Origin of the sequence: Pseudomonas sp. PA-1-6B, from assembly GCF_021609545.1 — a bacterium.
Classification (GTDB): Bacteria; Pseudomonadota; Gammaproteobacteria; order Pseudomonadales; family Pseudomonadaceae; genus Aquipseudomonas; species Aquipseudomonas fluorescens_BV.
In genome coordinates this window covers 284,265-298,347 of sequence record NZ_WJZM01000001.1, presented here as the reverse complement: position 1 = coordinate 298,347, position 14,083 = coordinate 284,265, and the positions used below count along the sequence as shown (strand labels likewise).

At 60.9% G+C, this 14,083-nt stretch carries 14 protein-coding genes; 7 read left to right on the top strand and 7 right to left on the bottom strand.

The window, feature by feature from the left end:
* Positions 1-5: 5 nt before the first annotated feature.
* Together tsaE and GIV35_RS01270 are read right to left on the bottom strand one after the other, a co-directional pair.
* Positions 6-476 carry a tRNA (adenosine(37)-N6)-threonylcarbamoyltransferase complex ATPase subunit type 1 TsaE gene (tsaE, locus tag GIV35_RS01275; protein ID WP_014716665.1) on the bottom strand — a complete coding sequence of 157 codons (471 nt, stop codon included), beginning with the start codon at positions 474-476 and terminating at the stop codon, positions 6-8.
* Positions 464-1,324, bottom strand: coding sequence for an NAD(P)H-hydrate dehydratase (locus GIV35_RS01270; protein WP_236264533.1), 861 nt, complete (start codon positions 1,322-1,324; stop codon positions 464-466). Before GIV35_RS01270 ends, tsaE begins: the two co-directional genes overlap by 13 nt.
* 63 nt (positions 1,325-1,387) lie before the next feature.
* Here GIV35_RS01270 and queG point away from each other — a divergent pair, with 63 nt between their 5' ends.
* Positions 1,388-2,452, top strand: coding sequence for a tRNA epoxyqueuosine(34) reductase QueG (gene queG / locus GIV35_RS01265; RefSeq protein ID WP_105225550.1), 1,065 nt, complete (start codon positions 1,388-1,390; stop codon positions 2,450-2,452).
* Here the strand turns inward: queG and GIV35_RS01260 are convergent.
* Both GIV35_RS01260 and orn read right to left on the bottom strand, forming a co-directional pair.
* Complete coding sequence (locus GIV35_RS01260; protein WP_169913170.1) at positions 2,449-3,066, bottom strand: trimeric intracellular cation channel family protein; 618 nt, start codon at positions 3,064-3,066, stop codon at positions 2,449-2,451. The genes queG and GIV35_RS01260 overlap by 4 nt on opposite strands.
* A 178-nt stretch (positions 3,067-3,244) precedes the next feature.
* Positions 3,245-3,787 (bottom strand): oligoribonuclease, encoded by a 543-nt coding sequence (gene orn / locus GIV35_RS01255; protein WP_105225549.1) that lies wholly within the window; start codon positions 3,785-3,787, stop codon positions 3,245-3,247.
* Between the two features lie 108 nt (positions 3,788-3,895).
* On the opposite strand from orn, the gene rsgA reads away from it, so the two are divergent.
* Together rsgA and GIV35_RS01245 are read left to right on the top strand one after the other, a co-directional pair.
* Positions 3,896-4,927, top strand: coding sequence for a small ribosomal subunit biogenesis GTPase RsgA (gene rsgA, locus GIV35_RS01250; protein ID WP_072434863.1), 1,032 nt, complete (start codon positions 3,896-3,898; stop codon positions 4,925-4,927).
* A gap of 286 nt (positions 4,928-5,213) precedes the next feature.
* Entirely contained in the window at positions 5,214-5,609 is a 396-nt protein-coding gene (locus tag GIV35_RS01245; protein ID WP_236264534.1) for a type II toxin-antitoxin system PemK/MazF family toxin, read from the top strand.
* A 58-nt stretch (positions 5,610-5,667) separates the two neighbouring features.
* On the opposite strand, the gene motB is transcribed toward GIV35_RS01245, so the two are convergent.
* Together motB and motA are read right to left on the bottom strand one after the other, a co-directional pair.
* On the bottom strand, positions 5,668-6,687 hold the full coding sequence (motB, locus tag GIV35_RS01240; RefSeq protein ID WP_034134753.1) for a flagellar motor protein MotB: 1,020 nt from the start codon (positions 6,685-6,687) through the stop codon (positions 5,668-5,670).
* 3 nt (positions 6,688-6,690) lie between these two features.
* Entirely contained in the window at positions 6,691-7,542 is an 852-nt protein-coding gene (motA, locus tag GIV35_RS01235) for a flagellar motor stator protein MotA (protein WP_003188041.1), read from the bottom strand.
* A 166-nt stretch (positions 7,543-7,708) separates the two neighbouring features.
* Between motA and GIV35_RS01230 the strand changes: the two genes are divergently transcribed.
* Genes GIV35_RS01230 through asd form a run of 3 tightly spaced genes read left to right on the top strand, consistent with a single transcriptional unit; the run spans position 7,709 to position 10,993 of the window.
* A complete protein-coding gene (locus tag GIV35_RS01230) occupies positions 7,709-9,244 on the top strand; it encodes an HDOD domain-containing protein (RefSeq protein WP_105225546.1) in 1,536 nt (511 codons plus the stop codon).
* Between the two features lie 57 nt (positions 9,245-9,301).
* Complete coding sequence (locus GIV35_RS01225; protein WP_236264121.1) at positions 9,302-10,117, top strand: rhodanese-like domain-containing protein; 816 nt, start codon at positions 9,302-9,304, stop codon at positions 10,115-10,117.
* A gap of 15 nt (positions 10,118-10,132) precedes the next feature.
* Positions 10,133-10,993, top strand: a complete 861-nt coding sequence (gene asd / locus GIV35_RS01220; RefSeq protein WP_054896259.1) for an archaetidylserine decarboxylase — start codon at positions 10,133-10,135, stop codon at positions 10,991-10,993.
* A gap of 141 nt (positions 10,994-11,134) precedes the next feature.
* Here asd and serB read toward each other — a convergent pair whose 3' ends face one another.
* The gene (serB, locus tag GIV35_RS01215; protein WP_003188034.1) at positions 11,135-12,349 is read right to left on the bottom strand and encodes a phosphoserine phosphatase SerB; all 1,215 of its coding nucleotides are present in this window, start codon (positions 12,347-12,349) and stop codon (positions 11,135-11,137) included.
* Positions 12,350-12,482: 133 nt separating this feature from the next.
* Here serB and GIV35_RS01210 point away from each other — a divergent pair, with 133 nt between their 5' ends.
* Positions 12,483-14,030, top strand: a complete 1,548-nt coding sequence (locus GIV35_RS01210) for a histidine kinase (RefSeq protein WP_236264122.1) — start codon at positions 12,483-12,485, stop codon at positions 14,028-14,030.
* The last annotated feature ends 53 nt before the right edge of the window (positions 14,031-14,083 follow it).

Here is a 14,083-nt window from a genome sequence, read left to right as displayed (position 1 = left end):
ACCAATTATTTGAATTCCAATGCCAGAGCAGCACACCACGACTCAGCGCGTGGGCTCTGGGGCAACAACTTCAGCTGACGTCCGTGCTCATGCGGCGTAATGGTAATGGTCAGGTCCGGCTTTGGCAAAAAGCCTGTGCCTTTATTTGGCCACTCGATCAGGCACAGCGCATCATCGTCGAAGTAATCACGGATGCCCATGAACTCCAACTCTTCCGGATCGACCAGGCGATAGAGGTCGAAGTGGAAAGCACGCACGTCGCCGATCTCGTAGGGCTCGACCAACGTGAAGGTCGGGCTTTTTACCGCGCCCGTGTGGCCCAGGCCGCGAATAATCCCTCGGGACAGTGTGGTTTTGCCTGCGCCCAGATCGCCCTCGAGAAAGATCAACCCGGCCCCTTGCGTGACCTGTGAAATACGCTGACCCAACGCGACCATGGCCTCTTCATCTGCCAGGAAAAGAATTACTTCAGGCACGGCGACTGCTCCTCCAGCAATTGACGAATGGCGGGGATCAGGTCGCTGGCAGCCAAGCCGCGACCAAAACTGCCCTGGCGGTCTCCGGCGGTCGCGTGCAACCACACGGCCAGGCAGCTCGCTTCGTACGCGGGCATCCCCTGAGCCAATAGCGCGCCGACCAGACCGGCCAAGACATCACCGAGCCCCGCCGTCGCCATCGCCGGGTGGCCTTGATCACAACGGGCAAGCCGTCCATCCGGACTTGCAATCAAACTGCCAGCACCCTTGAGGATAGCCACTGCATTGAATTTCTGGTTCAACGCGCGCGCCACCTTAAGGCGATCTGCCTGAACCTCGGCTGTCGATAGCCCCAACAAACGCGCAGCTTCGCCCGGATGCGGGGTAATCACACAGTTGGCCGGCAGCTCGACGCTGCCAGTGGCCAGTTGATTGAGCGCGTCGGCATCCCACACCTGCGGCACGCTGGCATTGGCCGCGACCGACAACAGGCTCTTGCCCCAGGCGTCATCTCCCAGGCCTGGGCCAATGACGATCACCGAGATTTTTTCCAGCAGGCCCATCAACTGGTTGGCCGAGCTCACGCCGACGGCCATGACCTCCGGCAGCCGAGCCAGAGCGGCCGGCACGTGTTCCGGCCGCGTCGCCAGCGAGACCATGCCGGCGCCACTGCGCAGGGCACTTTCGGTGCTCAGCAACGCTGCGCCGCCAAAGCCACGGTCACCACCGATGACCAGCAGGTGGCCGAACTGGCCCTTATGGGCGTCCGGGGAACGCGCAGCCAGTTGCGGCAAATGGCCGGGCAACAACGGCTGAACGTCGGTAATTGGGTGTTTTGTCTGAGGCATGCGTCTTCAAGCTCCGATGTCTGGCAGAATTATACGCATCTAACCTGTGGTTTCCCGTGTCTCATGCCTGCTATTACCTCCGATCTGCCCGCCCTCGCCCAATCGATCAAAGACTGGGGTCGCGAGCTGGGCTTTCAACAAGTGGGCATCAGCGGCCTCGACCTGGCTGAGCATGAACAGCACCTGCAACGCTGGCTCGACGCGGGTTACCACGGCGAGATGGAGTACATGGGCGCCCACGGCAGCAAACGCTCCCACCCGGAGGAGCTGGTGCCCGGTACTTTGCGCGTGGTGTCACTGCGCATGGACTACCTGCCCGGCGACACCCAGATGGCGCAATTGCTGGCCCAACCAGAAAAAGCCTACATCTCGCGCTACGCCCTGGGCCGCGATTACCACAAGCTGATCCGCAAGCGCGTGCAGCAACTGGCCGACCGCATCCAGGCGCAGATCGGGCCGTTCGGCTTTCGCGCCTTCGTCGACAGCGCGCCCGTCCTGGAAAAAGCCATTGCCGAGCAAGCGGGCCTGGGCTGGATCGGTAAAAACACCCTGGTTCTCAACCGCAAGGCCGGCAGTTATTTCTTCCTGAGCGAACTGTTTGTCGATTTACCGTTGCCGGTAGACCCACCCCACGCCACCGAACACTGCGGCCGCTGCACGGCGTGTCTGGACATCTGCCCCACCAACGCCTTCGTCGGCCCTTACGTGCTGGACGCGCGACGCTGCATTTCGTACCTGACCATCGAACTCAAGAGCGCTATCCCCGAAGACCTGCGCCCACTGATTGGTAACCGGGTATTTGGCTGCGATGACTGTCAGATCGTTTGCCCGTGGAATCGTTTCGCTCGACCTACCGCCGAAAGCGATTTCAAGCCACGGCACAATCTGGATAACGCAGAACTGGCCGAATTGTTTATGTGGGACGAGGATAAATTCCTCAGCAGCACCGAGGGCTCGCCCCTGCGCCGCGCCGGTTACGAGCGCTGGTTACGCAACCTGGCGGTGGGCCTGGGTAATGCGCCGTCGAGCATTCCGGTACTGGAAGCCTTGAAGGCGCGGCGGGACTACCCGTCGGAGTTGGTACGCGAACACGTGGAATGGGCGCTGGAGCAACACGCCGTGCGCTAGTGCACGTCGTCGTTGTAGACGAACTTGGGCATTTCCCAGTGAAACCGGATCGCCAGCAGGCGCAACAGGAAACCACTGAAGAGCGTCAGCAGAATCGCTTGCTCGCTGGGCAGCTCCAGGTACAGGCACAGCAGGTAGAACCACGCCGCCAGGAAAGACACGCTGGCATACAACTCGCGGCGGAAGATCAGCGGGATGTCGTTACAAAAGATATCCCGCAGGATGCCGCCGAATACCCCAGTGATGACCCCGCTGACCGACGCCACCAACATACCGTGGCCCATTTCCAGGGCGGTCATGCAGCCGATCAGGGTGAAGGCCACCAACCCCACCGCATCCAGCGCCAGGAACAGCGAGCGCAGGTGGCGCATCAAGGGCGCGATAAAGATCGTCACCAATGCTGCAACAGAGGTCAGCACCAAGTATTCCGGGTGTTTGACCCAGGTCAGCGGGTAGTGGCCGAGCAACACATCGCGCACCGAACCGCCGCCCAGGGCTGTCACGCAAGCGATCAGCACCACGCCAAACCAGTCCATGCCACGCCGACCCGCGGACAGGGCGCCAGTCATGGCTTCGGCGGTGATGGCGACGAGGTAGAGCATCAGCAACATGATGGCGATCCTGACAGAGAGGCCGGCAGTCTAATCATTTGCCGAAGGCACCAAAAGGGGGCGCTTGGCGATAAACCGCGTCGCCTGTATCGCAGGCCAGCTCCCACACTTTGAATTTGCGAATGCAGTCAAATGTGGGAGCTGGCCTGCCTGCGATGGCGCATTCACTGGCGCCGCAGAATCAAGCCTTGATGAAATGCTTGCGGTAATGCTGCAACTCGGCAATCGACTCGCGAATATCATCCAGCGCCAGGTGCGTGCTGCCTTTATGGAAGCTGTCTTTGACTTCCGGCGCCCAACGCGCAGCCAGTTCCTTCAAGGTCGACACGTCCAGGTTGCGGTAGTGGAAGTAACTTTCCAGCCCCTTCATGTGCGTATAAAGGAAGCGACGATCCTGGCAGATGCTATTGCCGCAGATTGGCGACTTGCCCTTGGGCACCCATTTTTCCAGGAAGGCGATAGTTTCGGCCTCGGCTTGGGCCATGCTGATGCGGCTGTCGCGCACGCGCTGGGTCAGCCCGGAGTTACCGTGGGTGCGGGTGTTCCACTCGTCCATGGTGGCGAGTACGGCGTCGCTGTGGTGGATGGCGATCACCGGGCCTTCGGCCAAGGTGTTGAGGTTGCTGTCGGTGACAATGGTCGCCATCTCGATGATGACGTCGGTGTCGGGGTTCAGACCGGTCATTTCCAGATCGATCCAAATCAGGTTCTGTGGGTTTTGCATGGCTTGATTCTCTTGGCACCTTGGCGTAGCCGGGCAGTTTAGCAGGCGGGGGCGTGCTAGACTCGCGACCGTTTTACCCAACTTTTGCATTATCGACACGGAACACCAATGGCCAAACGCCAGCTCAACCGTCGCCAAAACTGGCGCATCGAAAAGATTCAAGGTGAACGCGCCGCCCGCGCCGCCAAACGTGAATCCTCCGCCGTGGAAGCGCTCGAGGGCGGCGACCTGGGGCCCGAACAAACGGGCCTGGTGATCGCGCACTTTGGCGTGCAGGTCGAAGTCGAGGCGCTCGAAGGCGAACTCGCAGGCCAGGTGTTCCGTTGCCACCTGCGCGCCAACCTGCCCGCGCTGGTCACCGGCGACAAGGTGGTGTGGCGTGCCGGCAACCAGGGCATCGGCGTCATCGTCGCCCAGTTGCCACGCAGCACCGAACTGCGCCGCCCCGACAGCCGTGGGCAGCTCAAGCCGGTGGCAGCCAACGTCGACATGATCGTGATCGTGTTCGCGCCGCTGCCCGAGCCCCATGCCAACCTGATCGACCGCTACCTGGTCGCGGCTGAGCATGCCGGTATCCGCCCATTGTTGCTGTTGAACAAATTCGACCTGATCGACGAGCAGAACGCCCCGGCGCTCAATGCGTTGCTGGCGGTCTATCGCACCTTGGGCTACCCGGTGCTGGAAGTGTCGGCTCACCACGGCAACGGCATGGAACAGCTGCAACAGCAGTTGGACGGGCGGATCAGCGTGTTCGTCGGCCAGTCTGGCGTGGGCAAGTCGTCGCTGGTCAACAGCCTGTTGCCGGAAGTCGAAACCCGTGTGGGCCCGCTGTCGGAGCTGTCCGGCCAGGGCACCCACACCACCACCACCGCACGGTTGTTCCACTTCCCGGGCGGCGGCGAGTTGATTGACTCCCCCGGTATTCGTGAGTTCGGCTTGGGCCACGTCAGCCGTAGCGATGTGGAAGCCGGCTTCATTGAGTTCAACGACCTGATCGGCACCTGCCGCTTCCGCGACTGCAAACACGACCGCGAACCGGGTTGTGCGTTGCTCAAGGCACTGGAAGATGGGCGCGTGCAGCAGCAGCGGATGAACAGCTATCGGTCGATTATTGCGAGCTTGCCTGAGAGCAATTATTGACGGTCAATTTCTTGATACACATAAACCAGCGGGCTGAAAGCCCTAGCCCATTGATTTAACAGGAGCAGGCATCAAGAATTCGAGTCAACTGGATGGCTGATACGCACAAGCCAGCTTGTATTCGGATTTCCTGATGCTCATAATTGCTCCGTCACCAGCGAAAGCTGGCAGGAGTCTGGATCCTTTTCGGAGTTGATCCAGCGGCGCAGAAGGGGCGAAGCAAGCTCCGCTGCGTGTCGAATGAAGCCGCCTTCGGGCGGCTTTGCTTTTTGTGGGGAATTAACATTTGGCTCTCTACTATCACCCCAAACAAGGCGACGTTTTGCTGTGTGACTTCACCCGAGGCTTTGTCGCCCCGGAAATGCTGAAGATCCGCAAAGTCGTAGTGATATCTCCTACCGCGACCCACAGTCGCAAGCTCTGCACCGTGGTGCCAATCTCCTCTACTGCACCAGCGACCCAATACGACTGGCACCATTTGCTACGCACCAATCCACTTCAGTCCGATGGCTATAAAGAGCTATGGGTGAAGTGCGACATGATTTATACCGTCAGCTTTGAGCGCCTCGACAAGTTGCATAAAAAGACTCGCGCCAAAGGTCGAGAGTACTTCGTCCCACGCCTGTGCGCCGACGACATGCGAGGCGTAGTCAGTGGTGTCAAAGCGTACCTCCCACTTTGAACACACATGAAAACGCCCCGAATGATCGGGGCGTTTACGTTTCCAGCACTTAGATCAACTATGACCCCGGTGCAGGCGCCGTAGGATCCTTGACGCCCCCATCATCAAACAGGTTCAGCTTCTGGCGCAGCTCATGGGCCGGCAGCGGTTCCTGCTCTGGTGGCAGCGCGTTCGGGTCGGCCGGCACTTCGCCTGGCGCACCGTCGCCTTGGGTCGGTGCCGGTGGCGGTGGTTGATCGCCTTCAATCGCACGCTGGGCTTTTTTGGTCAGCACCACGATGTCGATACGGCGGTTGACCGGGTTGAACGGGTCTTTGGGATCAAACAGTTGCGAGGAGGCAAAACCCACCACCCGAGCCACTTGCGGGTCCGGGTAGCTGCCGGCCACCAGCGCACGCCGGGCGGCATTGGCGCGGTTGGCCGAGAGTTCCCAGTTGCCGAAATCACCCTGGCCCGCGTAGGGCTTGGCGTCGGTATGCCCGCTGATGCTGATTTTGTTCGGCACCGCCTTGATGGTGTCAGCCATGGCTAGCAGGATGTCTTCAAAGTACGGCTTCAACCGCGCACTGCCAGAGTCGAACATCGGCCGGTTGGCCGCATCGGTAATCTGGATGCGCAGCCCCTCGGGGGTGATCTCGAAGGAAATCTGGTCCTTGAACTTCAGCAACTGTGGGTTTTCTTCAACCTTGTTCTGCAATTCCTGCAGCAACAGTTCCAATCGCTCCTGTTCGACCTGCTCGGCCATGGACTCAACAGTGTCGCGCTCAATCGGGATTTTTTCCTGAGGCGATTCAGTTTGCACTTCCGGGTTGATAGTGCGCTCGGGCGCCAGTTCCGGCGAGCCGCCCAGGTCAATGACAAACGGCGTACCGCTTTCCGAAAAGCCAATCGGGTCTTTGAAGTAGCCGGCGATGGCGATCTTCTGTTCTGGCGTAGCGGTGGACATCAGCCACAGCACCAGAAAGAACGCCATCATCGCCGTGGCAAAGTCGGCGAAAGCGATTTTCCAGGCACCGCCATGGTGCCCCGCAGCGAAGCGCTTGACGCGCTTGATGATGATCGGCTGGTTGTTTTCCATGGCTTAGCGACCGCGAACCGCTTGTTCCAGCTCGGAGAAACTTGGGCGGTGTTTCGGGTACAACACCTTGCGCCCGAACTCCACGGCCAACGACGGCGGCATGCCCGACGCCGATGCCACCAGGCACGCCTTGATCGCTTCGTAGAGGTTGATCTCTTCCTTGGCATCGTGGGCCAGGGAGGTGGCGAGCGGGCCGAAGAAACCATAGGCGGCGAGAATACCGAAGAAGGTGCCCACCAGCGCCGCACCTACGTGCATGCCGATGGCCGCCTGATCGCCCTCGCCCAGGGACGCCATGGTCACCACGATCCCCAGTACCGCCGCGACAATACCAAAACCGGGCATACCGTCGGCAATGCCGGTCACGGCGTGGGAAGGATGCTCCAGCTCTTCCTTGAGGCTGAACAACTCCATGTCGAACAGGCCTTCCAGCTCGTGAGGCGCCATGTTGCCGGAGGACATGATGCGCAGGTAATCACAGATATACGCGGTCATGCGCTCGTCTTTAAGCACGGCCGGGTACTTGGCAAAAATCGGGCTGGCCGCAGCGTCTTCGATATCGCCTTCGATCGCCATCATGCCTTCACGGCGGCTTTTGTTGAGGATCTCGTAGATCAGCCCCAGCACTTCCAGATAAAACGTGTGGGAGAAGCGCGAGCTGAACATGCCCAGGGACTTCTTGACCACGTGCATGGTCATATAGCCTGGGTTGGCCTGCAAAAATGCGCCGAACGCGGCACCGCCGATAATCAGCACTTCGAAAGGCTGGATCAGTGCGGCGATTTTACCGTGGGAGAGGACGTACCCTCCGAGCACACTTGCGATGACGACAATGATGCCGATAATTTTAGCCATAGGAGAGGGGTACTTGCGCCGTCGGGTTCATGGACATATGGGGTGCAGCAGAAAACTCTTGTTCTACTTATCGGCAAAACTGCGCCAGACTATAGCCCGTTAAGGCGAAAAGCCAATTCGGCCCGTTCCGGGCGTGTTGAACGCAAGTGATGATCGCGCCCCAATCATGGCAATTGAAACGACAGTCCCAACAAACCGCCCTACTACCCTCGCCGCTTGGATCAAGTGCCTGGACGACGTGCTGCTGCCCGTGCCCCAGGCCAGCCATGAACGTGTGTGTAAAGCCATTCGCGATAGCCGCAGTTCATTGCGAGATATTGCTGAGCTGATGCAAAACAGTCCGGCCCTGGTGCTGAGCGTGATGCGCGAAGCCAACAGCCAAGCCCACGGCAGCCTGGCCGAACCAGCGGAAAATCTGGAAGTCGCGCTTAACCGCCTTGGCCTCAAACGTGCCGAAGAGTTGTTGGCGCGCCTGCCTTCGGTACCCGCCCGGGAAATCCCCGTGGCCTTGCGTCAGCTGTTGCTGATCAGCCAGCACGCATCCCAGCAAGCCAACGGTTTGTTCGGCAGTCGCCTCGCGCGGCTGTGGCAGGACATCCACTGGGGCAGCCTGCTGTTTTTGTCGCCACTGTGGCCGATGGCCGTTGCCTACCCCAAGCTCCTGGAGGAATGGGAGTTACGGGTGATCCATAAAGGCCAATCGGCGCGCCAGGTCGAGCAACAGCTGTTCGGCGTGCGCTTGCTCGACCTGTGCCTGGGCTTGACCGAAGCCTGGCACCTGCCGATCTGGGTTTCGCAGGGCTACAAGTTGCTGTTGGCCGAGCAACGCCTGCTGGTCAAGGCGCTGCACATTGCCCGTCAAGACGATGCCCTGCGCCACCAGCAATTGCTCGATGCCGAGCCCAACCTGCGACGCTGGCTGAACCAGCCGGCCAACACCGTGTTGCTGGCCAACGGCCTGGCGATGTCGGCCCAGGAATCCTGGACCTGCCCGCACACCGAGCGCTGGCAATACCTGACGGCGCTGTACCTGCAAACGCCGTTGAGCGATGTGCAACAGCAAGCCCACCAGCAAGCGGTGACCAGTGCTCGTACCACCTTGATGCCCGACCTCTGGCACCCGGCGCTGTCGCTGATCTGGCCGTGGCACGTACAGAAAGTCCATCGCGGCTTGCTGCCTGCACCACCGCCCACTGCCGAAGCCTTGGCCGTGTGGCGCACGCGTTGCACCGAGTTGCTGGTGGAGCCGAGCCGCTTTGCCAACGCCATGCACCTGACCACTTGCGCCAAGGAAGCCCTGGTGGCCAGTGGCATGCAGCGGGTACTGATATTCATGGCAGATCGCGCCTTGAGCACCTTGCGTGTACACCAGGCCGACGGCCTGCCCAAGGATGCGGCTCACCTGAGCCTGGATGTGGTCAACAGCACGTTACTGCAACGCCTGCTGGAAAAGTCCGCCCAGGTACGCCTGAACCCCGACAACCATGCGCAGTTTTCCGCATTGCTGCCATCGATCCTGCGTCGTCTGTTTATTGGCGAGCATCTGCTGCTGCGCTCACTGAGCTGCAACGGCCGTGTGGTCATGCTGATCGTGGCGGACCAGGGCGGCGGGCCGTTCTCGGAAACCACCGTGCAGGCGTTCGGCAAAACCGCCCAATGCATCGAGAAAGCCCTGCACAGCTTTACCAACCGCAGCGCCTGATGCTTGCGCTACAATCACCGGCCTTTATCGCCAACATTTGTGCCCAGGAGACCTCACATGCCTGACTTCTCTGGCTTGCCGCTGGTGATCGAATCCGCCGACCTGTTGGGTCGCCTCGATTCCAAGCACCTGATACTGGTGGACCTCACCAGTATCGCCCGCTACGCCGAAGGGCATATCCCCGGCGCGCATTTCGTTGACCCCAAGCGCACCCAACTGGGCCAGCCACCGGCACCTGGCTTGCTACCGAGCAAGGCCGACCTGGAAAAACTGTTCGGCGAACTGGGCCACACCCCGGACGCCACCTATGTGGTCTATGACGACGAAGGCGGCGGTTGGGCCGGGCGTTTTATCTGGATGCTCGACGTGATCGGCCACCAGAAATATCACTACCTCGACGGCGGCCTGCTGGCTTGGCTGGAGGAAGGGCACCCGCTTTCCACCGATGTGCCCCCAGCAGCCGGCGGCCCGGTCAGCCTTACGCTGCACGACGGCCCCACAGCCACCCGCGAATACCTGCAAAGCCGCCTCGGCGCGGCCGACCTGGGGATCTGGGACGCTCGTGGCCCGCTGGAGTATTCCGGCGAGAAAGTGCTCGCAGCCAAGGGCGGCCACATTCCCGGCGCGGTGAACTTCGAATGGACCGCCGGCATGGACAAGGCGCGCAACCTGCGTATCCGCCGTGACATGCCGCAAATCCTCGAAGACCTCGGGCTGACCAAAGACAAAGAAATCATCACCCACTGCCAGACTCACCACCGCTCTGGCTTCACCTACCTGGTGGCCAAGGCGCTCGGTTATCCGCGAGTCAAAGGTTATGCCGGTTCCTGGGGCGAATGGGGCAACCACCCCGACACCCCCGTTGAGATTTAAGGTTTAAGGACAGTTATGAAAAAGCAGTTGTTTATCCTCAGCCAGTACTTGCTGCCGCACCACTTGCTGTCGCGCCTGGCCGGCTGTATCGCCGAGTGCCGCGTGCGCTGGTTCAAGAACGCCTTTACTGCCTGGTTCGCCAAGCGCTACCAGGTGGACATGTCCCAGGCCCTGGTGGAAGACCTGACCGCCTACGAGCACTTCAACGCCTTCTTCACCCGCGCGCTGAAAGACGGCGCCCGCCCGTTGGATCCAACCCCAGGCGCAGTGCTGAGCCCTGCCGATGGCGCGGTCAGCCAGCTTGGCCCGATCGAACATGGCCGTATCTTTCAGGCCAAGGGCCACAGCTTCAGCGTGCTGGAACTGCTCGGTGGCGATGCGGCAATGGCTGCGCCGTTCATGGGCGGCGACTTCGCGACTATTTACCTGTCGCCCAAGGACTACCACCGGGTACATATGCCACTGGCCGGTACCCTGCGCGAAATGGTGTATGTGCCAGGACGGATTTTCTCGGTCAACCAGACCACCGCCGAAAACGTGCCGGAACTGTTCGCCCGTAACGAGCGCGTTGTTTGCTTGTTCGACACCGAACGCGGCCCGATGGCCGTGGTGTTGGTAGGTGCGATGATCGTTGCGTCGATTGAAACCGTGTGGGCCGGTTTGGTGACGCCGCCGAAACGCGAGCTGAAAACCTTCCGCTACGACGAAGCGGCCCGCGCGCCGATTCATCTGGAGAAAGGTGCGGAACTGGGTCGCTTCAAACTGGGATCGACCGCCATCGTGTTGTTCGGGCCGGACCAGGTGAAGTGGGCTGAAGAACTGGCAGCGGGTACGCCGGTGCAGATGGGCCAGGGTATCGCCGCTGCTAAAGCCTGATATTGCTGGTGAGATCCTATGTGGGAGCCGGGCTTGCTTGCGATAGCGGCAGTTCAGTCAATGATGTGTTGACTGACACTCCGCCATCGCGGGCAAGCCCGGCTCCCGCATTTTTGCCTGTATTTCTACAGTGAGATCGGCTTATAGCTGACCGTCGCGGTCACGCAAGCCCAGCAGATACAGCACGCCATCCAACCCCAAGGTCGAAATCGCCTGCTTGGCCGACTGCTTGACCAAGGGTTTGGCGCGAAAGGCCACGCCCAACCCGGCAATCGCCAGCATCGGCAAGTCATTGGCGCCGTCGCCGACCGCAATGGTCTGCTCCAGGCGCAAGCCTTCCTTATGGGCCAATTCCTTGAGCAGGTCGGCCTTGCGCTGGGCGTCGACAATCGGCTCCACCGCGACGCCAGTCACTTTGCCATCCACCACTTCCAGCTCGTTGGCGAATACATAGTCAATGCCCAGCTTGGCCTGCAACTGCTTGGCAAAGTAAGTGAAGCCGCCGGACAGGATGGCGGTCTTGTAGCCCAGGCGCTTGAGTTCGGCGAACAGGGTTTCGGCGCCTTCAGTCAGGCGCAGCGACGCGCCGATCGAGTCCAGCACGCCAACGTCCAAGCCTTTGAGCAGCGCCAGACGCTCCTTGAAGCTGGCACGAAAATCCAGCTCGCCGGCCATCGCGCGCTCGGTAATCTCCGAGACTTGCTCGCCCACACCGGCCGCCTTGGCCAGCTCGTCGATGACTTCGGCTTCGATCAAGGTGGAGTCCATGTCGAACACCGCCAGGCGGCGGTTGCGACGGAACAGGGAGTCTTCCTGGAAGGCGATATCGACATTCAGTTCCTGGGCCACGCTCAGGAAATCGGCGCGCAGCGCTTGCGCGTCAGCCGGTTCACCGCGCACGGAGAACTCGATGCAGCCCTTGCCTTTGTCAGCCGGAGTGTCCAAGGGCATGCGACCCGACAGACGGTCGATATGGTCGATATTCAATCCGTATTGCGCGGTGATGGAACTGACGCGCTGCAACTGCTCAGCCGTTACCTTGCGGGTCAACAGGGTGACGATATGGCGCTTTTTACCCTGGCCTTCGACCCAGTGCTGGTAGTCAGCTTCGGACACCGGGGTGAAACGTACCTGTTGATCGAGCTTATACGCCGTAAACAGGATGTCCTTGAGTACCGAGGAGGCCTGTTCGGTGCTGGGGATCTCCACCAGGATGCCGAACGACAAGGTGTCGTGGATCACCGCCTGGCCGATGTCGAGAATGTTCACACCACCCTGGGCCAGGACGCCGGTAATGGCTGCGGTGAGACCCGGCCGGTCTTCACCCGTGATGTTGATCAGGACAATTTCGCGCAAAGCGCACCCCCAGGCTGGAAAAAAACCGCATTCTACCCACTTTCAGTGACCATCGGGCACAGCCAGCGCTTTGCCGGCCATGGGCCTGTCGCTATACTGCGCGTCAACTTCACGGACCAAGAGCCGAGCGCAAGTGAACCGGCCCACGCCAGTAAAAACCGATAACTTCTTCCTGCTGATCTTCCGGGCACTGCGCCATCGCCGTGTACCGATTGCATTGCGCATCGCCAGCCATAACGTGATCCTGGTCGCTCTGGCCCTGGTGATCTACGCCTGCGTGATGGGTTTGCAGTTCAAGCAGGCCATGCACGAGCAAGCTGACGCCCTGGGCGCGAGCCTGACAACCCAGACTGCCACTTCGGCGACTGAGTTGCTGGTGTCCAACGACATCCTCAGCCTCAACGTGTTGCTCAACAACCTGACCAAGAACCCGCTCGTGGCCCACGCCGCTATCTATAGCGTGGACAACCGGATCATGGCCGAGGCCGGGCAACGCCCGAAAAACGGCCTGCTCGGTGAGGCCGAAGGCCTGTATCAGAGCAATATTACGTTCCAGGACGTGAAGGCCGGCCAACTGCGTATCAGCCTTGATATGCAACAGTTCCAGCAGCCGATGACCATCAGCCTGCAAAGCATGGGCATTCTGAGCGCGATCCTGCTCGCTTTGGCCCTGGCCTTGAGCCTGCGCCTGGGCCGGCATATCTCCACGCCGTTGATGCAACTGCGCATCTGGCTGCGGGATATCGACGAACACACCCCGGCCACTGATCGCCAGGACGAAATCGGCGACCTCGCGCGCCAGCTCCACGCCAGCTTTGCCCCGGAGCCAAAAGCGCCTGAAGTCGAGCCCGAGCCTGAGTACGACGACGCCGAGGACTACGCCGACGAGCCTGAGTTTGAAGTGCGCGACCTGCGCGACCCGGGCTTCGACGAAAGCGCCCCGGTGGCCGGCCTCAAGCCTGCGCCACGCCATGTGATCAAGGCCGAGGAAGACGAGTTGGACGACGAAGACCCGTTCGCCGACCTGCGCGACACCTCGGCGGCCGCCCCAGTCGCTGCGCCCAAACCGGTTGCGGTCAAGAACGCCGAGCCGCAGCACAGCGCCGTACTCGCCGTGCAATTGGGTGCCCAGGATCAACTGCGCCGCCTGCCCCGTGCCCGCCTGACCGAACTGCTCGAACGCTACCGCGACTGCCTCGACCAGGCCGCTTCGCTCTACCAGAGCGAACTGCACACCCTGAACGATGGCAGCACGCTGATGCTGTTCCACAGCGAAGACAGCGGCGAGGACTACCTGACCAATGCCATCTGCTGCGGCGAGCTGTTGCGCGCCCTGGGCCATGCCCTGCAGATCGAAGTGGCGGACAGCGGCATTACCCTGCAACTGCAGTTGGGTCTAACCGTGGGTGACGACCTGTTTGGCATCAGCCAGATCGACCTGCTGCTGACCGAAATCGCCCAGGATGCCCTGGCCTTGTCCCAGCACAGCCGTAACCTGCTGTTGGTGGAGCGCAAGATCAGTGAAGACACGCTGATCCGCCAACGCGCACGTATCCGCCCGATTGCCAGCCCTGAAGGGGCCAGTTGTGTGGAGCGGTTGATGGAGCCGTATCCATCGATGCTGGAGCGGCAGTTGGCGCGGATGCATGAGACCCGCAACAAGGGTCGACTCCAAGACTAATGCACTGATGATCACAAGCCCGCAGAGAACAAACACCTGCGGGCTTTCTAGTA